The organism is Streptomyces sp. MAI_2237, assembly GCF_054189285.1.
In genome coordinates, this window is sequence record NZ_JAJPGQ010000003.1 from 1109509 (window position 1) to 1129266 (window position 19758).

Genomic DNA, 19758 nt, shown 5'->3' on the forward strand with positions numbered 1-19758 from the left:
GCTGCAATGGCTGCTTCGCGTACATGACGTTCGCTGTCATCGGTGTATGCGAACAATTGTGCGCCTACGGCACCCGGACGCAAGCGAGGCGCACGGGCGGGGCCTGCTGCTGCTTGGCTCCATCGCAGAGTCGAGCCACTCCGGCCCACCCCCTCCGGCGGGACAAGTGGTGTCCGTCGTCATGGCCGACGCCGGGCCGCTGAATCGACACGCAGCAACGCCAGAGGGCCCTTACCAACTAGGCAAGGGCCCTCTGAACTGCGTGGCTGTCGGGGTGGCGGGATTTGAACCCACGACCTCTTCGTCCCGAACGCGATCAGGTGCCCTCGTCACGTCGCAACCAAGCCATCAGGGCTGCTCGTTCGGCTCCGGGACTGTCCACGAGAGTCCGCAGCAGTACGGGCGCGGCTACGGTGTTTGGCCCCCTGTTTGGCCCCCCGCCTTGGAACTGCTGGAGGCCCCTGGAGCAGGCTCCACACGGTTGACTGGCTTACCTAGACGCCTACGTCGCTCCAACACGGCCGCCTTCACCTGCTGCGCGGCAGCCTGCGGATCTTCGTGCTCCCAGATGCGCAGCACGACCCATCCAGCTTCTTGAAGACGACGGTTTGTGTCTTGGTCACGGGCCTTGTTCCGAGCGACCTTCGCGCTCCAGTAGTCGCCGTTGCTCTTAGAGATGGTGTGGTGAACCGGGCAGCCGTGCCAGAAACAACCGTCCAGGAAGACGGCCACGCGTACCCGGGTAAAGACGAGGTCAGCCGTCCTGCGGACCTCGGGGAGAGGCCGCGACGCTACTCGGTAGCGCAGTCCTAGCCTGTGCACTGCCCGCCGCAGTGCCAGTTCAGGCCCGCGTGTCCCGGCTGCGGTTCCCTTGCATGCTTGCGCGTGTACGGCTGCTGGAAGCCCATGAGTCGCCAGGTGATCCCACGACAGCGACAGTACCCCGCGACGGGGACCCTCAGGCCAGCAGCCTACGCAGCAGCTTTTCTCGTTCGCTGAGCAGGAATCTCCTCAGACCTGGCACCAAAGAGAAGCGCTGCTTCAGCCATGGACAGGCGAAGCAAGTCCTCATCTCCAAGATGCACGGAAGCCTTCCCTCGCGAAGGCGTGGCTCCGAGCGACTTTGCGATGCATTGTGCCGCAGCTCTAGCGAGCAATGGGGGCACCGAATTCCCGATTTGTCGATGACCATGCCAGCTGGTCACGTGAAACCGGAACCAGTCGGGGAACGAATGCAATCGCGCTGCCTCCCGGACGGTAATCACACGGTCGCGGACCGGATGCAGTGGACGTGGTGAGGTGAATGCTCCTCGCTCGCGCCCAGTTCCCGCCCGAAGGGTGCGAGCTTGACCTTCCAACGAGAGCCGGAAGAAGTGGCTAACTGGCTCCACTGACCCTTGCGGCGTTGAAGAGAAACGCTTGATTGACTCTGGCGCGTGTGTGGACAGGCGGGAGTTCGTCAGAATTGACGGGTCCCAAATTCGTGGACGCGAGAGGTCCTGGGGGTCCTTCGCTACTCCTGCCATATATCTGGCATACGGAGAGTCGCTGCGATTCCACTCTCCCGGTGACAAATTCACGCACGGTACGCTGTCCTCCTGCGTCAAAACGTCACTTTGGGTGGCATCTGGTAGCAGGGAAAACGATTCAGCGACTGAAACAAGGTGCGTGCCGGGTTCGAGAGGAGATACTTCGCCCTCTAGAGCTCCCATGACAACCACTCTCTTACGGTTCTGGGGCACTCCAAAGTGCGCAGCATTTACCGGACGATCGAATCCGGAAATATGGTAACCGGCAGAGCGAAGACGGCTGAATGCTGCCTCTCGAAGCTCGGAGTATTTGTCCTGGAGTAGGCCCGGCACGTTCTCCAAACAGAAAGATCGAGGGCGTACCTCTACGACGATTCGAACAAATTCCAGGAGGAGGTCGTTACGTTCATCATGTTGATCGCGACGTCCCATCGTCGAGAACCCTTGGCACGACGGGCCGCCAACGATGACATCGACCACCCCGTCCCAGGCGGGCCCTGACTTGTGATGGAGGCGCCACCCGCGGCGTGCCGCTTCGAGTATCTCGGCTCTCCCTATGTTCCTGACGTCCCGGCAGAGCACCTCGGTCAGAGGGAAGTTGAACTGGTGCGCAGCAGCATGCACGGGGTCGTACTCGACAGCGGCTAGAACGTCGAATCCTGCCTGCTCAAAGCCCAGAGAGAGGCCCCCAACACCGGCGAAGAGGTCGATCGCCACCAGCCGGCGTCGGCTCCTTGTCAGTCCCATGTCCCCACTCACGCTCGCTAGTTGCTACGTCATCCCTCGGCTGACGATCGCACAGAAGCCACCTTGTGCGCCAGCCGAACGGGCTACTAGCATGCGTTTTCTTCGCGGCGTACTGGTGGGGGCGGCGTGGCGTTGTCATCATGTGACGTACGCTCACGTCGAGGTCTGGGGGAGCAGGCATGACGGAACAGTTCGACGCGTCCACTCGTGTGCAGGCAAGTCCTGAGAAGCGCTTCTTCATCGGGATGCTTGTCAAAGACATTGAGCTGTTGCCTGCGATACTCGATTTGGTAGATAACAGCGTCGATGGCGCGCGTCGCCTAAGAGGCGACGGTCTGTATGACGGTCTGGAAGTAAAGATTTCGATAAATGCCGAGTGCTTCGAGATCAGTGACAACTGTGGCGGAATTCCGCTCGACGTAGCGCGAGACTACGCCTTCCGGTTCGGCCGTCCGCAGTCCGTTAAGGGAACGCCGGGTTCTGTCGGCCAATTCGGCGTGGGCATGAAGCGCGCCCTTTTCAAGCTGGGGAAGTTTTTTACTGTCGACTCTCGCGCAGAAAACACTCACTTCACGCTTTCAGTCGATGTTGACGAGTGGGCGCAGGAGATCGATCCAGATTGGACTTTCACCCTCAGTCATGTAGACGAGGATTATAATCCTGAAGGCGATCAGCCGCGAGGCACGCACATCGTCGTAAAGAATCTGCACGACACCGTAGCCGAGGACTTCGCATCCTCTCAGACTGTCGGAAATTTGAGGTATCAGCTTCGCCTCCGGCATCGTGAAGCGATGGACCGTGGCATGAGGATAGTCCTGCAAGGGGAAGCAGTTACGCCGTTCATTCCTCAGCTTCAGCAAAGCGATGCAGTGCGTCCACTCTTTAAACAGATCACGCTGAATGTCGATGAGAAGCCAGTCAATGTGAGGCTCTACGCTGGTGTGACCGACGCCGGCGGCCCCGAAGATGATGATCAGGCTGAGCTGTTCCCGCGGGAGCGTGATGCCGGATGGTACGTATTCTGCAACAACCGCCTTCTAATCGCGGCTGACCGAACCACTTTGACTGGTTGGGGAGACGGACTCCCTGTCTATCACCCACAGTACCGTCGATTCCGCGGATACGTTTTCATCGACTCGGCTTACAACGAGCTACTGCCTTGGAACACCACCAAAACAGGTGTGGACCAGGATTCCAGGGTGTGGCGTAAAATCGTAACTGAGATTAAGCAAGCAGGTTCTGAAGTTATTCAGATGCTCAACCGAGTTAAGTCGGAGCGCCAGAATTCCGAACTTCCGGATGACAGGCCTATTGCTCAAGCGCTTACGCGTGCGAAGCCTGTAAGGTTGGGTGAAATCACGCTGTCGCCGCGTTTCAACTATCCGGCACCTAAGGCGGCGACTGTTCGTCCGAATATGCGAAAGATTCAATATTCGGTAGAGAAGCATCGCTATGACGCAGTGGCGGAGGCCCTGAATACCACTCTGGTTGCTGACGTCGGGCGGCGAACCTTCGATTTCTTCTATCGCGAGCAGGTAGGGGATGACGAGTAGTGGCCGCAATAAACTATCAGCTCCGCCCGTCAAAAGCAGTTCAGAGGCATATGATTGTCGACGTGTGTCGTCGTCTAACCGCCATGGGCCCGGTTGGAGGACTACCAGTACGTCGGATTCGGTGCCCTGGAGTTCGTTGACTTCCATCTCGTCCATCGCGCTCTGAACATCAGTGACATGATCTCGATAGAGGCGGACGAGGCTTCCATTGATCGATACATGTTCAATCGTCCATTCAAGACTGTTCAGATTGTCCCAGGACGGTCGAGTACTGTGTTGCCGGATCTCAGTTGGGACAGGTTGAGTATCGTTTGGCTCGATTACACGGGGCGCCTCAACGACGAGGTAATCAACGATGTGTCGCTGCTCTGCGGGAAGCTTCAGCCTGGAAGCGCTCTGTTCATCACCTTGAATGCGCGTCCCGAAACGCAAATAGATCAGCGTCGAAAGACGCTCGTCGAGCTCGTGGGTGAAGAACGAATTCCCGCGAATGTGACGGATGAGTCATTGGCTGTTTGGGGACTTGCGCAAACTCAGCACACTATACTCACCGATCTAATAATTAAAGGGCTCCGTGATCGGCAGGTCAGCGCCGAGTGGCGTCAGGTGGTCGATATACACTATGCGGATGGCGCGAAGATGCAGACTTTCGGCGGCATCGTCGTGGGCCCGGGTAGCAGCGTAGGGTTTGAGAATTGTCGTTTCAAAGAGCTGGACTTTGTGCGCTACGCGGGCGACGATCCCTACCTCGTTCGCGTGCCTATTCTGACCCCCAAGGAGCGGCGAACCCTGGAGGAACATTTGCCGCTTGGTGAGGGGGATGAGCTTAAGGTTCCTTGGCTTCCGGATCGAGACGCTCAGGATTTCCTTCGCCTTTATAGATACATGCGGGCAGAGCACGTCAACGGCTAGGGACCGGAAGGCCCTCTTTTCCTCATGTAGATAGCTTCCCGCCGTGGTTCGCGCGTTACTGAGGGAGGAACCCGGGCTTCTCCTGCCCGAGCGCTTGCAGCCGTGCGAGGTAGTCCTGTGCCGCAGGTTCTGCGGCGTATCGACGCTTCATCTCAGCAGCTAGTTCGCGGCTGGTCATGATCAGGGACGGCACCGACTTGCGGTCTCCTTCGAGGGCCCGCTCCCCCATGATGAGTGCCTGCTCCAAGTCGCCTTCACGCGCCGCCGTGACCCCCAGCGTGACGCGGGCTTCAGCGTTGCGCATGGGTGAGCGCTCGATGCCGTCGAAGTCCGTTCCTGCCCTCAGTACCTCTTCGGCGAGCGTGCGCGCGAGCTTGTCCTCACCGACCAGGCGATAGCAGTCCATCGCGTAGAAGTCGAACTTGGCCGGGTCCACCACGAAGTGGTTGTCCAGGTTCTCCGGGTAGGGCATCCCTTCAAGGATTCGCCGCCCCTTGTCCAAGGCGACCTCGACTTGCCGGCGGTCTCCGAGCCGCGCCCACGCCTTGGCTTCCTGGGCAGCGAGCTGCACTGCCACGCCGTGGTGCGCCGCCGTCTCGGCTCCGGCCCGCGCCGCCGCGATGACGCCGCGGTAGTCGCCGGTCGTGAGGGCGAACCATGCCCGCATCTCGTGGGCCCATCCGGCGACCTCTGCATGGTCTGCCTCAGTCGCGAGGGAGAGAGCAGCTTGTCGCGTCGACTCGGCCGCGTGTCGGTCGCCCGTGTCGTACTCGACACAGCCGACCAGCAGCGCGAGCCAACCGGACAGTGCGAGAACCTCGCGGTGCTGCGCGAGCGTGAGGCTCTTCGTGTGGAGCTCAACGACACGGCGGAGCCACTGCCGCCCCTCGATGAGAAGCTGTTCGCTCGGCATGAAGGGGTACTCCGAGGCGAGCCGGTCCGCTGTGATCCGCAAGGCATCAAGCGTGGCGTTGTCAACGTCGGACCGGTTGAGGCGGCTCACGATCTCCAGCGTTTCCATGCCGGACGCGGCCAGAATCTCTGTGTCCCCGTCTCGCCGGGCAGGCGCCGGGAAGAGCGCGTGCGTCACGGTGCCGAAGACGGCCGCGATGATCGGTTGGTAGAAGTCGTTCGGCATCTGGCCTGACTCCCAGCGCTTCCACTGGCGAATCATGCTTTCTTCCGCGGGCAGCTCTGTCGGAGCGTGCCCCCGCAGTGCCCTCACGGCGTCACGCTGCGACCAATCGCGGGCCGCTCGTTCGGCAGCGATGCGCCGCGCCCATGCCGGCCTGTCGTCGTTCATGCGCCCTCCTCCGAGTGCCTGCTCCGAGTCTCGCGCGCGAGCCGGGGGGACAGGGAAGGTGACAGGCGGGTGTCACCGGACATGTCCCCTACTCCGATCTTCCGTCCCCTGGCTGTCACTTACCTCTCAACTCCCGTTCCCTGCATGCTGGTTGCAGATCACGCACCACCCGGCACGGAGCGGCGTTCGAGCGCTTCGAGCCTGCCGCGGAGCTCCGAGACTTGGGAGGTGAGATGTTCGAGCTGACGCAGGACTTCGGGAAGGTCGACACCCGCGTCGGCTTCGTCGGCTTGCTGCGGATCGCGGGCGTAGCTGCCGCGCGACGTGGTCAGGATGAGCCCATCCTCACGCAGGATCGCAAGGGCTCGCTGCACCGTCATTCCCGAAATCTTGAACCGTGTGGCCAAGTCTCGCACGGAGCCCACATGGGCCCCCGGCTTGATGTCGCCACGCAAGATCTCTTGCCGCAGGATGTCGGCCGCCTGCTCAGACTCCGGTCTCGGGTCGTCTTTCGAGATTTCAGCGCTCGTCACGCCATCGAGCGTACCCACCCCTAGTACGACCTAGCACGAATCTCTGCGACCCTCTTGCGTCGTGGTACGTGCTAGTACATGCTGTTACGCATCAGCACGATAGCCCCGAAAAGGCTTCGCCAGCTGTGTCTGCAAGTGCTTGACCTGCAAAACCGCACGACCAGGAGCCCCGCATTGGACGGGGGGAGGCGACCCGGCGCCTTGTCATTAACCGGAGGGCTTAGACCGAAAGGTCACGTCTCCATACGCCTACTTCGAGGCCGGACAGCTCTACCTGACACGGGAGCGCGGTCGCGATGAAGGAGACATGCACTGCCGCCCCGATGGTCGCAGGCCGGGTTCGACTCCCGGTCGGGGCGCTTTCCCCTGCCGCGCTGCGGCTCGGGTTCTTCCGGAGTAGTCGCCGTCTCACCAAACGCCTGCGGCTCTCCGGCTCCGTGTCCCTCCCACTTCAGGAGCTGTCATGCGTACGTACATCGGCCACCAACAGGCCGTCTCTGCCGCGGACTTCGCGGAGCTGGCGCTCGGCACCCCGATTGAGCTGTGGCTCGGGGTCGAGGGCGAGTCGGACGAAGAGCGCGCGGCCCGCGAGGACGCGGCGCGCGACATCCTCGCTGACAACCCCGACCTTCCCGACGACCTGATCCGCATCGCCGCGCAGGTCATCGAGGAGAACCCGGACCTGTTCGACGTCATGCCCCTTACCCGTCCCGCCCGGCGCCGGCGCGCGGCACGCAAGGCGGTGGCGGCATGACCACCACAGCCCCCACCACCAAGACGCCCGCGTCCGGGGTGCCGCCGCTGACGAAGCCGGAGATGGGGCTTGCCGGAGTCGGTGCGCTCGCCGCGGCCGGAGTCGGTGCACTCGGTCTGATTTCCTCCTTCGACGCCGTGTCCGCAGCCGCGCTGCGATGGGGTTTCGGAGAGCCGTGGATGCTGCCGGTCGGGATCGACGTGGCTATCCCCGTGTTCACCGTCGCCAACCTGCTGCTGATCCGCATGGACATGGCGCTCGCGTGGGTGCGGTTCGTGCCATGGGCGCTCACCCTCATCACCTGCGGGCTGAACATCGCCGCCGGACAGGGCATGTGGGCCAAGGTCGCCCACGGCACGATGCCGTTGCTTTGGGTGGTGTTCTCCGAGATCGGCGCGCACATCTACGCCGTGCGGATCGGCGCTGCCACCGGTCGGCGCATGGAGAAGATCCGGTTCTCCCGCTGGCTGCTCGCCTTCCCCTCCACGTTCGCGCTGTGGCGCCGCATGACGCTTTGGGAGGTCACCTCCTACTCCGAAGCGCTGACGCGAGAGAAGGAACGGCAGTTGGCCCGCGCGGATCTGCGCGAGCGCTACGGCCGCAAGTGGCGCTCGAAGACCCCGCGGCGCGAGCGCGTGATGCTGCGCATGGGCGACTTGGCTCCCGCTGCTGAGCAGGAGACGCCCGTGCCACCTCCGGCGGACAATCCGCCGGCACCGGTCGACGCCAAGCCGCGTCCGCGCCGCCGGACCTCCGCCAAGGGCAAAGCCAAGGCACAGCGCACCTTCGAGGAGGCGCTGACCGAGGCGCGCACGGTCACCGCGGAGTGGACCGAGGCGGAGCTGACCGCGGACCGTCTGCGCACCACGCTGCATGTCTCGCAGGCCAACGCCCGCAATTTGCGGGAGCAGTTGAAGGCGGAGCGTGCCAACGGCCGTCCGCTGCACTCCGTGGACAACACGGAGGACGACGGCACGACGGCTGAGGCTGCCTGATGTTCGCCAAGTGCTTCGACCCGACCGGCGCGAGGCACGGACTGCCCACCTACCCGTGGCGCTGTGCCCCCGACGGACTCGCCACCAAACGGCAGTTACGGGCTCGCGGCTTGCGGCCCGGTGGGCAGTCCATCGCGGCGCAGATCATGCGCCCGCGCCACCGGCGCGGCCCGCTGGTTGCCTACCTCTATCGCGTCGACCGAGCCAAGCCTGTCCGTCCGATGACGCCGGGCAAGTGGGCCGCGCTCGCCAAGGCGAACCGCGCCCGCCGCACTTGCCCCGCCTGCCGGCAGGACGCCGGATACGCCATCCCCACGTCGCTCGGCATGTGCGTGCCCTGCGCCTACCCCAAGGAACAGCGCGCCGCCTGACCTGCACATCACGATCCGGCGGGGTCCGTCCGCCCACCTCCTACAGCGACGGCCGGACCCCGCCTTCCTCCCCTTGGAAGGGACTTTCAGTGAAGCACCCCGACGACGAGAACGAACTGTTCAACCGACTCGAAGCAGAGATGAGCACCGACTCCGGGGGCGAGGTAGTCGACCTCGACAAGGCGCGGTCTGCCCGTACGGAGTCGGCCGACCCGACCACCCGACCCGATTCCGACCCGTCGGCCGACTCCGGCGCGGACCGGTCGGGTGCAGAGTCGGCCGACCCGACCGCACCCGTGATGGTCGACCAACCGACCCCGCGGGCCACGGGTCCCGGCTACCTCGGTCGGCTGGCCGGAGCGCACCGCCGTGCGGTCGTTCCCGAGTGGCTGCGGTCGCTGGCAGAGCTGCGGACCGCCGCGGCGTGGGTGGCCCGCCACTACGCGCACGCCGCCGGGTATCACGCGCTGCGTGCCCCGGTCTACGCTGCCCGGCTCGCCCTGCAAGCCCCGACCGGCGCCGCCCGGTTCGTCGGCGGCACCATGCGGTGGGTGGCCGACCGTGAGGGAGAGCCGGTCCGACTCGCCGCAGTTCGCCGTGAGGACGCCGCGGAGTACCTGAAGCTGTCCCGGCAGCGCGACGGACGCGTTCGACTGCGCACCCTCGTGGCGGTGCTCGCCATGTTCATCGGGCTCGGAGCCGCGCTCGCCATCTACGTGCTCGCCCCCGACTGGCTTCAGGCGGTGTCGGTGAGCGCGGTCGTGATGGCTCTCGGGTTCGCCGGACGGCAGGCGGACGCCCCGGTCATCCACCGCGCGGTGGAACTGCCCAAGGCGGTCAAGCTCACCAGTGACATCGTGCTGCGGGCACTCGGGGCGCTCGGCATCCCCGCCATCAACCAGGCGCAGGCCAAGGGCCGCGACGGGTTCGAGTTCACCGCTCCCATCACCCGCGACGGGCCCGGTTGGCGCGCGGAGGGCAACCTCCCGTACGGCGTCACGGTGACCGACGTCATCGACCGTCGCGACCGGCTCGCTTCCGGCCTGCGCCGCCCGCTTGGGTGCGTGTGGCCCGAGGCGGTACCGGATGAGCACACGGGCCACCTCGTGCTGTGGGTGGGGGATCAGGACATGTCCCGAGCCAATCAGCCCAAGTGGCCGCTGCTCAAGTCGGGTTCGGTCGACCTGTTCAAGCCGGTTGCCTACGGCACCGACCAGCGTGGACGCTGGGTCGAAGCGACGCTGATGTACATCGCGGGCGTCATCGGCGCCATCCCGCGCATGGGCAAGACGTTCCTGCTCAGGCTGCTGCTGCTCATCGCCGCCCTCGACCCGCGGGCGGAGCTGCACACCTACGACATGAAGGGCACGGGGGACCTCGACCCGGTCGGCGACGCCGTCTCCCACCGCCACGCCGCGGGCGACGACGACGAGTCCATCGAGTACTGCCTGAACGACTTCCGGGCACTGCGCGAGGAACTGCGCCGCCGTACCAAGGTGATCCGCTCGCTTCCGCGGGATGTCTGCCCGGAGTCGAAGGTGACCAGCGCTCTCGCCGACAAGCGCTCCCTCGGGTTGCACCCGATCGTGATCGGGGTGGATGAGTGCCAGGTGCTGTTCGAGCACCCCGAGCACGCCAAGGAGTTCGAGGAGATCGCAACCGACCTGGTCAAGCGCGGTCCGGCCACCGGCATCGTGCTCCTGCTCGCCACGCAGCGCCCGGACGCCAAGGCGCTGCCCACCGGCATCAGCGCGAACGCGTCGGCCCGGTGGTGCCTGAAGGTCATGGGTCAGCTCGAAAACGACATGGTGCTCGGCACGTCCGCGTACAAGCGTGGCGTGCGGGCGACCATGTTCGCCTGGGGTGACAAGGGCATTCACTACTTCGTCGGTGAAGGCTCGGACGCTCGGATCGTGCGGTCCGTCTACATCGACGGACGGGGCGCCGAAGCCATCGGCGCCCGCGCTCGCCGCCTGCGCGAGGAAGCGGGCACGCTGTCCGGGCACGCGCTTGGGGAGGCACCCGAGCCGGTCACCAGCGCGTATGACCTGCTGCGCGACATCCTCGCGGTTGTGCCGGCCGATGAGCCCAAGGTGTGGTCCGAGACCGTCGTCGCCCGGCTCGCAGAGCTGCGCGAGGAGGTCTACGACGGATGGGACCCCGAAGGGCTCGCCGCCGCCCTGAAGCCGCACGGCGTCTCCACGATCCAGGTGGGCCGCCGCGTCAAGGGCAAGGTCGTCAACCGGCGCGGCATCGACCGCTCCCACATCGTCACAGTGATTGCGGAGCGTGATGGAAAGCGCGACGCGGGCTGAGGCTCCGGGGCCGCTAGCGCTAGCGGCACACCCCGCTAACGTTAGCGGCTCCGCTAGCGCCCCAAACCCGCTCTGATCAGGCCGCTAGCGGATAGCGGCCCACCTGCGGAAACCCCTGATACCCGCCTGGAAGGGCCCGTCGTGACCCCTGTCCTGCTCGCTATCACCCTGATTCTCGGTGTGACGATGTGTTACGTCGCCGTGTGTGCTGTCTCGCCGTTCGGCAACTGCCGCAAGTGCAACGGCTGGGGCTTCGACATGAAGACAGACCGCAAGGGCCGCATGAAGCGCGGCAAGGACTGCCGCCGCTGCAAGGCCACCGGCAAGCGCATACGCGTCGGCCGCTGGCTCTACAACCGCTGGGCCCGCATCTACCGCGCTGGCACCGACACCCCCTGACCGGAAGGCTCCCGATGATCCTGAACATCTCCGCCGTGCTGCTGTTCGGCGCCGCATCCGCCCTCGCCGTCAAGACCAGGTCCGCCGGGGGCGGCGCCGCCATCGTCCTGTTCCTGTTCGGGTTCTTCGCCGCCGGGACCGGCGCGTACGAGCCCATCCACAACCTCGTGCAGGCGTCCGCCGACGCCCTGTCCACCCTGGCAACTGAAGGAGGCTCCCTGTGATCGAGCACGCCAACCTCATACCCGGCCGCCGTGAGGCGACCGTGGAAGTCCACCGGCCCACCCCGCTCGCCCCCCTGCCGTCAGCACCCGTCGTACCGATGCAGCCGGCCACGATCGCGGCGGTGACGACCATCGTCCTGCCGGACGGCAGCGTCGTCACCGGCTACGCCCTCGAACCCGTCAAGTCCGAATCGGTCGCGGCCAAGCCGCCCGTCTCCCGCGCGGCGGTGAACATCGCCCTCGGGGGCATCGGGTTCGCCGCGGTGTGCGGCGGGCTGTTCCTGCTGACCGCATTCATCACCGCCCTGACCGCGCTCATCACTCAGCTCATCACCCTCGCCGCCGTCATCTTCGGCGGCTGGGTCGCCGTACAGGTCTTCAGCGCGAGCGGCCACGGCAGCGGGACCACGGTCAACATCCGCAAGGCCGTCTTCAAGCGCAACCACTTCCACAGCTAGCTACGCCCGAGGCGGCCGCCGTCTCACCACAAGCCTGCGCCCGCCCCGGTTCTCCTGTCCCTCCAACAGAACAAGGAGACCTCCAGCATGACCGAACGTCGTGCATTCGGCGAGGGCCGTCCGGCCCAAGCCACTCCGATGGGGCGCGGTCGACTCCGACCGCACCTGCTGGATCTGTTCTCGTGCGCCGGCGGCGCCGCCGTGGGCTACGCCCGTGCCGGATTTGTCGTGGACGGTGTCGACATCGCCGACCGGCCGAACTACCCCTTCCCACAGCACCGGGGTGACGCGCTCGAATGGCTCGCCGCGCTCATCCTCTCTGGGGACATCGAGCGGTACACGCTCGTGCACGCCTCCCCTCCGTGCCAGGACAAGTGCGCCTTGACCGTGGGCACCAACCGGTCCCAAGGGTGGGGCGGAACCCATGAAGACCTCGTGGCGCCCACCCGAGACCTGCTCGACAAGACCGGTCTGCCGTACGTCATCGAGCAGCCCAACGGCCGTGCCGAGATCCGCAAAGACCTCACGCTGTGCGGCGAGATGTTCGGGCTCGGGGTGATCCGGCACCGCAACTTCGAGTTGGGCGGCTGGATCATCGAGCAGCCGGCGCACGTCCCGCACCGCGGGCGGGTGCGCGGCTACAGGCACGGCCGCTTCTACGACGGCCCGTACGTGGCCGCGTACGGCAACGGCGGGGGCAAGCCGTCCATCCCGGAACTTCAGGCCGCGATGGGCATCACGTGGACCGACGTGCGCGAGGAACTGACCGAAGCCATCCCGCCCGCCTACACGGAGTGGATCGGACACGCCTTCGTCGCCTCCAACGTGCTGGGGGTGGCGGCATGAACCGTCACCTCCTGTACGCCGCGCTGGACGCTGCGGAGCGAGGCTGGGCTGTCCTCCCGCTGCGTCCGGGCGACAAGCGTCCGGCCCTGCATGGTGAGGACGTGTGCCCCGGCATCGGGGACTGCGCGGGCGGTCACCGCAAGTGGGAAGAGCGCGCCACCATCGACCCGGACCGCATCCGCCGGGCGTGGGGTGATCTGCCGTTCAACGTCGGCATCGCGACCGGCCCGTCCGGGTTGGTCGTCGTCGACCTCGACATGCCGAAGCGCAAGAGCAGTACGGACACGCCTAACGGCGTGACGACCTTCACGGCGCTCTGCGAGCGCGCCGGGCAGGCCGTGCCCACCACCCGCACGGTGCGGACCGCGAGCGGCGGGGTCCACCTGTACTTCGCCACCCCGCCCGGCGTTCGGCTCGGCAACACGGCCGGACGGCTCGGCAAGCGCGTCGACACCCGCGCGTGGGGTGGCTACGTCGTCGCCCCCGGCAGCCTCACCCCCGCGGGTGCCTACGCGGTCGTAAATGACATGCCGCCCGCACCCCTGCCGGAATGGCTGTGCGCCCGCCTGACGGTCCGTCAGGCTTCGCGGGCACTAACGGCTGGACCGTCGTCCGTGCGGGCGTCCAGCTATGCCGTAGCGGGCTTGAACGCGGAAACCGCGTCCGTGCGGCAGGCGCCGGAGGGCGAGCGCAACGCCACGTTGCTGCGGGCGGCGCGAGCCTTGGGGCGGTTCATCGCGTGGGGCGACCTTCCCAGGGAGCAAGTTGAGGAGGCTCTTCAGTGGGCGGGGGAGCGGGCCGGTCTGTCACCGCGGTCGTGTGAGGCGACCATTCGCAGCGGTCTGAACTGGTCGATTGCGCGCAACGCTCAGGGGAGGGCGGCATGAGCACCCCGCCCCGCCATGCACTGAAGAGCCTTCCCGGCACCCCGGCCGGTCCGGGCGCCGCCACACAAGCCCCGCCCGGACCGGCCGTGGGCGAGCCGAAGGGTGCCGCCCACAAGGGCGTCCGAACTGCTCTTCGTCCTGACCCGTACCGGGGCGACGGCCGGTACCCGATCGCGTGGCTGTGCATCTGCGCACCGCGCGGCGCTGTGCCTACCGCCACCTCGAAGTGCCTGTGCGGCAGGGACCGCAGCGCCGTCGGGCACGCGAAGGTGCTCGCCCTGATCGAAGACCACACCGCCCACCGCGACGCATGCCCGCTCCGCACCAACCAGGAAGGGAGGCAGGCGGCATGAGCGCCAACCCGCCGGCACCCGCCATGGACGGCTCCGCACTGCTCGATGAGGTGGAAGCCTTCCACCGACGCTTCAACATCTTCCCTCTCGAAGCCGCGTACGTCGCCGTGACGCTGTGGGACGCACACGCGCACCTGCTCGACTGCTTCGACTCCACACCGCGGCTCGCGTTCCTGTCGCCGGAGCCGGGTTCGGGGAAGTCCCGGGCCCTGGAGATCGTGGAAACCCTCGTGCCGCAACCGATGGTCGCGGTCAACGCATCCGCCTCCGCGCTCTTTCGCGCGGTGTCCGGGATGGAGGGACGACCCACGATCCTGTTCGATGAGATCGATACCGTCTTCGGGCCCAAGGCTGGAGAGAACGAACAGCTCCGCGGCTTCCTGAACGCCGGTCATCGCCGCTCCGGCGTCATGTGGCGCTGCGTAGGCGACGGCTCCAACCAGCAAGTACAGGAGTTCCCGTCGTTCTGCGGGGTCGCGGTCGCCGGTCTCGGCTCGCTGCCGGACACGATCCTGACCCGCTCAGTCATCGTCCGCATGCGCCGCCGTGCACCGAACGAGCGGGTTGAGCCGTTCCGGCAGCGCATCCACGAGAAGGAGGGGCACGCGCTGCGTGACCGGCTCGCCGCATGGGCACAGTCCGTGCGGCATCTAGTCGATGGGGTGTTCCCGGAACTGCCGGAGGGCATCAGCGATCGGCCGGCGGACGTGTGGGAGCCGCTGCTCGCCATCGCGGACGCTGCGGGCGGCGCGTGGCCGGAGCGGGCCCGCACCGCGTGCATCGAGCTGGTGAACGCGGCCAAGACCAGTGACAAGGGCAGCATCGGTATCCGCCTGCTCACGGACCTGCGCGACTACGTGTTCAACGGCATCGACCGCCTGCCCACCGTCGCCATCCTCGACCGGCTGCACAGCCTCGAAGAGGCGCCGTGGGCGGACATGAGCGGCAAGCCGCTCGATGCGCGCGGGCTGTCGAGGATGCTGCGGGAGTACATGACTGCGGACAACACCCCCATTGCGGCCCGCAACATCAAGGCTGGCGGGAGCGTCATGAAGGGCTACTACGCGAGCGACCTGCACGACGCGTGGCAGCGCTACTGCCCACCCCCCGCGGAAAGTGCGCTACTTCCGCTACCTCCGCTACCTGGCAGCTCAGAGGCCGTTTCGGGGTAGCGGCAAGCCGCTCCGCATCCGCTACCGCAACACCCCATCCGCTACCCGCCCCGCGGCCACGAACCCGGGGCCGGTAGCGGCTCCATCCGCTACCGCTACCCCTATCCGCTACCTGGATCAGGCCCCTGACCAGGGCGGTAGCGGAGGTAGCGGAAGTAGCGGACCTGACAGGAAAGGGGCCACCGCCCCCGGAACCCTGCCGAGGAGGCACCGCCGCATGGCCACCGTTGCTGAACGTGCCGAACAGCTCCTCTACCGACCCGAAGAGGCGGCCAAGGCTCTCAGGATCGGACGCTCGATGGTCTACGAGGAGATACGCCTCGGACGACTTCAGACCGTCCGCATCGGCCGTCGCCGTCTCGTCCCGCCGGAGTACATCGAGCGGTACGTCGAACTCCTCAAGCGCGAGGCAGAGACCACCGCCTGAATCCTCATCACCCGACTTCCGCAGGGCCGCGCCAATCAGGGTGCGGCCCTGCCCCATGGAGGACAACAGAACATGAGCGAGACCCCGAAACGGGCCCAAAGGGCAGGCCACGGTGCGGACACGATCTATTGGGACCCTGCCAAGAAGTGTTTTGTGGGAGCCGTCTCACTTGGGTACGCCCCGAACGGCAAGCGCCGTCGACCGAAGGTGTACGGCAAGACGAAGACCGAGGTTCGCAACAAGATCCGCGACCTGAAGAAAGAATTGCAGACCGGCGTCAAGGCGCCGGCCAACTACACCGTGGCCGACGCGGTGAGCGACTGGTTGGAGCGTGGGCTTAAGGGGCGCGACGAGAAGGGCACCATCGGCAAGAACCGCTCGATGGCGAACAAGCACCTGATCCCGCTCATCGGCAAGGCCAAGCTGAAGGAACTCAGTGCGGACGATGTCGACGACTGGTTGGACGACAGGGCCGAATTCCTTGCGACCCGAAGCCTGCGTGACCTGCTCGCCATCCTGCGTCGCTCCATCGCGCATGCTCAGCGGAGGGACAAAGCCGCGCGGAACGTCGCCCTGCTCGTCACAGCGCCCGAGGGACGCCCAGGGCGGCCGAGCAAGGCACTGAACCTAGAGCAGGCCAAAGCAGTACTCCTCGCCGCGCGTCCGTCTCGGCTGTACGCCTACCTCGTGCTCTCCCTCCTTAGCGGGGTCCGCACAGAAGAGGCGCGACCCCTCACCTGGGATCATGTCTTCCTGGACCCAGAGGACGGCATTCCGCCCCACGTCGCGGTGTGGCGCTCAGTGCGCAAGCATGGTGAGACCAAGACCAGGAAGAGCCGCCGGACGATCGCTCTACCGAAGCAGGTGGTGGACGTCCTGGAAGAGCACCTGCGCTGGCAGAAGCAGGAGCGGGCATCGAGAGGGCTGGAGTGGAGCCCAACCGGCCACGTCTTCACGACCCGCACCGGTGAGCCACTCGATGCAGCCAACGTCCGTCGCGACTTCAAGGCCATCGTGAAGAAAGCCGGGCTGGAGCCGGAGTGGACACCTCGGGAGCTCCGGCACAGCTTCGTGTCCCTGCTCTCCGACCACGGCATCCCGTTGGAGCGCATCGCACTCCTGGTCGGCCATAGCAGCCAGGCCACTACAGAAGCGGTCTACCGGAAGCAGCTCCGGCCCGTGATCACTGAGGGGGCCGAAGCAATGGACGACATCTTCGCCGAAGACCAGGAAGGGGAGGGCGCGGCCGGCGAGGCCGAGGGCGACGCCGGAGCCTGATCAAATCCGTTTGGCCCCCTTTTTGGCCCCCCGGGTACGACAAAGGGCAGGTAGTAAATTTACTACCTGCCCTCTGACCAGCGTCGGGGTGGCGGGATTTGAACCCACGACCTCTTCGTCCCGAACGAAGCGCGCTGCCAAGCTGCGCTACACCCCGATGTCGCTGCTGTCCTGCTTGTCGCGGCGACGTCGTTTACTTTAGCCCACCGGTGGCTGTAGGCGAAATCCGGTTTTGGCGCGGCGGCGGACGGGGTTCGGGCGGGCGTGATCGACGGCGACCAGGAGGAGGGCGAGGGCGTAGAAGGCGAGGCCGAGGAGGAGGGCGTTGCCGAGGACGCTCTTGTAGCCGTGCAGGTCGACGTCGAGGAAGGGGTAGAGATAGCGGCCCGGCGTGCCGGGGAGGATCAGCTCGCCCCGGATGAAGGAGAGCGTCAGGTAGGCGAGGGGATAGAGGAGCCAGGTCGCCGCCTGGCGCAGGTGCAGGCGGCCGGGGGCGGTCAGCAGCAGCCAGTCCAGGACCGCGGCGATGGGGGTCGCCGTATGGAGGACCTGGTCGGTGACCCAGTGCCAGCCCGTCGGCGGGGCGGTTTCGCCGTTCATCGCGAACGGGCTCGATGCCCTGGCCAGCAGCAGGTGGTACACCAGGCCCGTGATCGTGATGTAGAGGAGCGCCGCTCCGGTCAGCCCTGGGGGGAGTGGACGGCGTGCCGACCATGCTCGACGGGCCGACAGGGCCAGGACCAGGGCCAGCAGCAGGTTGCTTTGGATTGTGAAGTAGCTCAGGATCCGGACCGGGCTGCCGAGGAGCAGTTCGATCGTCACCGCCCCGGCCGCCGCGAGGGCGACCAGGAGGCGGTAGAGCGCGGTCAGTGGGTGGCGTACGGGGGTCACCACCGCCGTGGCGGGGACCGGCGAGGCCAGCAGCGCGGGTACGCCCGGGACCGCGGGAAGGTCCGGGATGTCCCTGGGTATCGGGGCCGTCATGCCCTCAAGCTAGGCAAAGGGGGCATTTACGGCGATGCGGGCGGGCCGTGTGGGTTAATCGCCTGCCTCGATCCGGAGCGGGCCGTGTGGGTTGATCGCCCGCCTCGATCCGGAGGGGGCCGCGGGCCTTGTGGGTTGATCGCCCGCGTACCCGCAGTGATCCTGCCGAGGCCTCCCGCCCCCGCGCCCAGCCCCTACGCCCCCTCCACCAGCGTCAACAGCGTCGCCTCCGGCGGACAGGCGAACCGTACCGGCGTGTAGCGGTTGGTCCCGCAGCCCGCCGACACGTGCAGATACGACGTACGGCCCTCCGACACATGCCGCGACAGGCCCTTGACCCGGTCGGTGTCCAGGTCGCAGTTGGTGACGAGGGCGCCGTAGAAGGGGATGCAGAGCTGGCCGCCGTGCGTGTGGCCGGCGAGGATCAGGGGGTAAGCGTCGGCCGTGAAGGCGTCCAGCACGCGCAGGTACGGCGCGTGCACCACGCCCATCGAGAAGGCCGCCGCGTCCGACGGGCCGCCCGCCACCTGGGCGTACCGGTCGCGCTTGATGTGCGGGTCGTCCAGGCCCGTCAGCTCCAGTGCCATCCCGTCGATCTTCAGGGTGCCGCGCGTGTTGGTCAGGTTCAGCCAGCCCGCCGCGTCGAAGGCGTCCCGCAGGTCCTCCCACGGGTTGTGGATCGCGCCGAAGGCCGGCGGGTTGCCGTTCAGGCCGTGCCGGCCCTGGACCTTCTCCAGCAGATAGCGGGCGGGGTTGCGCGGCTTGGGGCCGTAGTAGTCGTTCGAGCCGAAGACGTACGCCCCCGGGAACTCCATCAGCGGGCCCAGCGCGTCCAGGACCTCCGGCACGCCCTCGGGGTCCGACAGGTTGTCGCCCGTGTTGATCACGAAGTCGGGGCGCAGGCCGGCCAGGGAGCGCAGCCAGCGCTGCTTCTTGCGCTGGCCGCCGACCATGTGGATGTCGGAGACCTGCAGCAGCCGCAGGGGGCGCATTCCGGCGGGCAGCACGGGGACGGTCACCCTCCGCAGACGGAAGGAGCGGGCTTCGAAGCCCGCCGCGTAGGCCACACCGGCGGCGCCGGCCGCCGCGATCCCCAGAGGTACTCCGTATCGAGCGCGCATACCTCCATCGTGTCAGACCGGCGAGGTGACTTGAGCCGCCCTCGTTCCCGCCTCCCCTTCAACGCCCGTTCCCGCCTCCCCCTTAAATGGGCGGGCGTCCGGCGTAGCGTACCTGCGACAATCGGACGCATGACCACCACGCTCAAGTCGAAGCTGCAGGAAGACCTCAACGCCGCGATCAAGGAGCGCGACGAGCTCCGCTCCTCGACGCTCCGGCTGACGCTCACCGCGATCACCAAGGAGGAGGTCGCGGGCAAGGAGAAGCGCGAGCTCTCCGACGACGAGGTCCTCAAGGTGATCACCAAGGAGGCGAAGAAGCGTCGTGAGGCGGCCGACGCCTTCGCGCAGGGTGGTCGTACCGAGTCGGCCGAGCGGGAGAAGGCGGAGGGCGAATTGCTCGCCGCGTACCTGCCCAAGCAGCTCAGCGACGAGGAGCTGAACACGATCGTGGCGGAGGCGGTCGCGGAGGCGAAGGCCTCGGGTGCCGAGGGGCCGCGTGCCATGGGCGCCGTCATGAAGATCGTCAACCCCAAGGTCGCGGGCCTGGCCGAGGGCGGCCGTGTCGCGGCGGTGGTGAAGAAGCTGCTGGCCGGCTGA

22 protein-coding genes, 1 tRNA gene and 1 pseudogene are annotated in these 19758 nt (G+C 66.5%); 17 read left to right on the plus strand and 7 right to left on the minus strand.

Annotated features, from left to right (window positions below):
- Window positions 1–408: 408 nt before the first annotated feature.
- Window positions 409–877, minus strand: a pseudogene (locus tag LN251_RS15410) (very short patch repair endonuclease).
- A 94-nt stretch (window positions 878–971) separates the two neighbouring features.
- Window positions 972–2276 (minus strand): DNA cytosine methyltransferase, encoded by a 1305-nt coding sequence (locus LN251_RS15415; protein WP_458244927.1) that lies wholly within the window; start codon window positions 2274–2276, stop codon window positions 972–974.
- A gap of 179 nt (window positions 2277–2455) precedes the next feature.
- On the opposite strand from LN251_RS15415, the gene LN251_RS15420 reads away from it, so the two are divergent.
- Genes LN251_RS15420 through LN251_RS15430 form a run of 3 tightly spaced genes read left to right on the plus strand, consistent with a single transcriptional unit; the run spans window position 2456 to window position 4741 of the window.
- Window positions 2456–3829, plus strand: coding sequence for an ATP-binding protein (locus tag LN251_RS15420; RefSeq protein ID WP_458244928.1), 1374 nt, complete (start codon window positions 2456–2458; stop codon window positions 3827–3829).
- A complete protein-coding gene (locus LN251_RS15425; RefSeq protein WP_458244929.1) occupies window positions 3829–3969 on the plus strand; it encodes an O-methyltransferase in 141 nt (46 codons plus the stop codon). The genes LN251_RS15420 and LN251_RS15425 overlap by 1 nt, the downstream gene beginning before the upstream one ends.
- Complete coding sequence (locus LN251_RS15430; RefSeq protein ID WP_458244930.1) at window positions 3923–4741, plus strand: O-methyltransferase; 819 nt, start codon at window positions 3923–3925, stop codon at window positions 4739–4741. Before LN251_RS15425 ends, LN251_RS15430 begins: the two co-directional genes overlap by 47 nt.
- Window positions 4742–4796: 55 nt before the next feature.
- Here the strand turns inward: LN251_RS15430 and LN251_RS15435 are convergent, their stop codons facing one another.
- Window positions 4797–6044: an XRE family transcriptional regulator gene (locus tag LN251_RS15435; protein WP_458244931.1), complete on the minus strand. Its 1248-nt coding sequence runs from the start codon at window positions 6042–6044 to the stop codon at window positions 4797–4799.
- Between the two features lie 158 nt (window positions 6045–6202).
- Entirely contained in the window at window positions 6203–6577 is a 375-nt protein-coding gene (locus LN251_RS15440) for a GntR family transcriptional regulator (protein WP_458244932.1), read from the minus strand.
- Between the two features lie 463 nt (window positions 6578–7040).
- Between LN251_RS15440 and LN251_RS15445 the strand changes: the two genes are divergently transcribed.
- From LN251_RS15445 to LN251_RS15505, 13 genes are all read left to right on the plus strand, one after another.
- Window positions 7041–7331, plus strand: coding sequence for a hypothetical protein (locus LN251_RS15445; RefSeq protein ID WP_458244933.1), 291 nt, complete (start codon window positions 7041–7043; stop codon window positions 7329–7331).
- The gene (locus tag LN251_RS15450) at window positions 7328–8326 is read left to right on the plus strand and encodes a DUF2637 domain-containing protein (RefSeq protein WP_458244934.1); all 999 of its coding nucleotides are present in this window, start codon (window positions 7328–7330) and stop codon (window positions 8324–8326) included. The genes LN251_RS15445 and LN251_RS15450 overlap by 4 nt, the downstream gene beginning before the upstream one ends.
- Window positions 8326–8697 carry an RRQRL motif-containing zinc-binding protein gene (locus LN251_RS15455; protein WP_458244935.1) on the plus strand — a complete coding sequence of 124 codons (372 nt, stop codon included), beginning with the start codon at window positions 8326–8328 and terminating at the stop codon, window positions 8695–8697. Before LN251_RS15450 ends, LN251_RS15455 begins: the two co-directional genes overlap by 1 nt.
- Before the next feature lie 89 nt (window positions 8698–8786).
- Window positions 8787–11012 carry a cell division protein FtsK gene (locus LN251_RS15460; protein WP_458244936.1) on the plus strand — a complete coding sequence of 742 codons (2226 nt, stop codon included), beginning with the start codon at window positions 8787–8789 and terminating at the stop codon, window positions 11010–11012.
- A 141-nt stretch (window positions 11013–11153) separates the two neighbouring features.
- Entirely contained in the window at window positions 11154–11411 is a 258-nt protein-coding gene (locus tag LN251_RS15465; RefSeq protein ID WP_458244937.1) for a hypothetical protein, read from the plus strand.
- 14 nt (window positions 11412–11425) lie between these two features.
- Window positions 11426–11635 carry a hypothetical protein gene (locus tag LN251_RS15470; protein ID WP_458244938.1) on the plus strand — a complete coding sequence of 70 codons (210 nt, stop codon included), beginning with the start codon at window positions 11426–11428 and terminating at the stop codon, window positions 11633–11635.
- Complete coding sequence (locus LN251_RS15475) at window positions 11632–12093, plus strand: hypothetical protein (protein ID WP_458244939.1); 462 nt, start codon at window positions 11632–11634, stop codon at window positions 12091–12093. Before LN251_RS15470 ends, LN251_RS15475 begins: the two co-directional genes overlap by 4 nt.
- A 138-nt stretch (window positions 12094–12231) precedes the next feature.
- Window positions 12232–12939, plus strand: a complete 708-nt coding sequence (locus LN251_RS15480; RefSeq protein ID WP_458246727.1) for a DNA methylase — start codon at window positions 12232–12234, stop codon at window positions 12937–12939.
- Window positions 12936–13826 (plus strand): bifunctional DNA primase/polymerase, encoded by an 891-nt coding sequence (locus tag LN251_RS15485; RefSeq protein WP_458244940.1) that lies wholly within the window; start codon window positions 12936–12938, stop codon window positions 13824–13826. The genes LN251_RS15480 and LN251_RS15485 overlap by 4 nt, the downstream gene beginning before the upstream one ends.
- Window positions 13823–14179 carry a hypothetical protein gene (locus LN251_RS15490; RefSeq protein WP_458244941.1) on the plus strand — a complete coding sequence of 119 codons (357 nt, stop codon included), beginning with the start codon at window positions 13823–13825 and terminating at the stop codon, window positions 14177–14179. Before LN251_RS15485 ends, LN251_RS15490 begins: the two co-directional genes overlap by 4 nt.
- On the plus strand, window positions 14176–15351 hold the full coding sequence (locus LN251_RS15495; RefSeq protein ID WP_385955376.1) for a DUF3631 domain-containing protein: 1176 nt from the start codon (window positions 14176–14178) through the stop codon (window positions 15349–15351). The genes LN251_RS15490 and LN251_RS15495 overlap by 4 nt, the downstream gene beginning before the upstream one ends.
- A 217-nt stretch (window positions 15352–15568) precedes the next feature.
- Window positions 15569–15778 (plus strand): helix-turn-helix domain-containing protein, encoded by a 210-nt coding sequence (locus LN251_RS15500; protein WP_458244942.1) that lies wholly within the window; start codon window positions 15569–15571, stop codon window positions 15776–15778.
- 72 nt (window positions 15779–15850) lie between these two features.
- Window positions 15851–17056, plus strand: coding sequence for a site-specific integrase (locus LN251_RS15505; RefSeq protein WP_458244943.1), 1206 nt, complete (start codon window positions 15851–15853; stop codon window positions 17054–17056).
- A gap of 83 nt (window positions 17057–17139) precedes the next feature.
- Here the strand turns inward: LN251_RS15505 and LN251_RS15510 are convergent.
- The 3 genes from LN251_RS15510 to LN251_RS15520 form a co-directional block, all read right to left on the minus strand.
- Window positions 17140–17213 (minus strand) — tRNA-Pro (locus LN251_RS15510).
- 41 nt (window positions 17214–17254) lie between these two features.
- Window positions 17255–18040, minus strand: a complete 786-nt coding sequence (locus tag LN251_RS15515) for a Pr6Pr family membrane protein (protein ID WP_458244944.1) — start codon at window positions 18038–18040, stop codon at window positions 17255–17257.
- Window positions 18041–18234: 194 nt separating this feature from the next.
- Entirely contained in the window at window positions 18235–19161 is a 927-nt protein-coding gene (locus tag LN251_RS15520) for a metallophosphoesterase (protein WP_458244945.1), read from the minus strand.
- Window positions 19162–19290: 129 nt separating this feature from the next.
- On the opposite strand from LN251_RS15520, the gene LN251_RS15525 reads away from it, so the two are divergent.
- On the plus strand, window positions 19291–19758 hold the full coding sequence (locus LN251_RS15525) for a GatB/YqeY domain-containing protein (protein WP_058924103.1): 468 nt from the start codon (window positions 19291–19293) through the stop codon (window positions 19756–19758).

Coding starts and splice junctions, on each gene's coding strand:
- LN251_RS15455 (WP_458244935.1), top strand. CDS start 8,326: ATGTTCGCCAAGTGCTTCGACCCGACCGGCGCGAGGCACGGACTGCCC.
- LN251_RS15495 (WP_385955376.1), top strand. CDS start 14,176: ATGAGCGCCAACCCGCCGGCACCCGCCATGGACGGCTCCGCACTGCTC.
- LN251_RS15520 (WP_458244945.1), bottom strand. CDS start 19,161: ATGCGCGCTCGATACGGAGTACCTCTGGGGATCGCGGCGGCCGGCGCC.
- LN251_RS15485 (WP_458244940.1), top strand. CDS start 12,936: ATGAACCGTCACCTCCTGTACGCCGCGCTGGACGCTGCGGAGCGAGGC.
- LN251_RS15515 (WP_458244944.1), bottom strand. CDS start 18,040: ATGACGGCCCCGATACCCAGGGACATCCCGGACCTTCCCGCGGTCCCG.
- LN251_RS15500 (WP_458244942.1), top strand. CDS start 15,569: ATGGCCACCGTTGCTGAACGTGCCGAACAGCTCCTCTACCGACCCGAA.
- LN251_RS15490 (WP_458244941.1), top strand. CDS start 13,823: ATGAGCACCCCGCCCCGCCATGCACTGAAGAGCCTTCCCGGCACCCCG.
- LN251_RS15470 (WP_458244938.1), top strand. CDS start 11,426: ATGATCCTGAACATCTCCGCCGTGCTGCTGTTCGGCGCCGCATCCGCC.
- LN251_RS15435 (WP_458244931.1), bottom strand. CDS start 6,044: ATGAACGACGACAGGCCGGCATGGGCGCGGCGCATCGCTGCCGAACGA.
- LN251_RS15505 (WP_458244943.1), top strand. CDS start 15,851: ATGAGCGAGACCCCGAAACGGGCCCAAAGGGCAGGCCACGGTGCGGAC.
- LN251_RS15525 (WP_058924103.1), top strand. CDS start 19,291: ATGACCACCACGCTCAAGTCGAAGCTGCAGGAAGACCTCAACGCCGCG.
- LN251_RS15415 (WP_458244927.1), bottom strand. CDS start 2,276: ATGGGACTGACAAGGAGCCGACGCCGGCTGGTGGCGATCGACCTCTTC.
- LN251_RS15480 (WP_458246727.1), top strand. CDS start 12,232: ATGGGGCGCGGTCGACTCCGACCGCACCTGCTGGATCTGTTCTCGTGC.
- LN251_RS15420 (WP_458244928.1), top strand. CDS start 2,456: ATGACGGAACAGTTCGACGCGTCCACTCGTGTGCAGGCAAGTCCTGAG.
- LN251_RS15445 (WP_458244933.1), top strand. CDS start 7,041: ATGCGTACGTACATCGGCCACCAACAGGCCGTCTCTGCCGCGGACTTC.
- LN251_RS15450 (WP_458244934.1), top strand. CDS start 7,328: ATGACCACCACAGCCCCCACCACCAAGACGCCCGCGTCCGGGGTGCCG.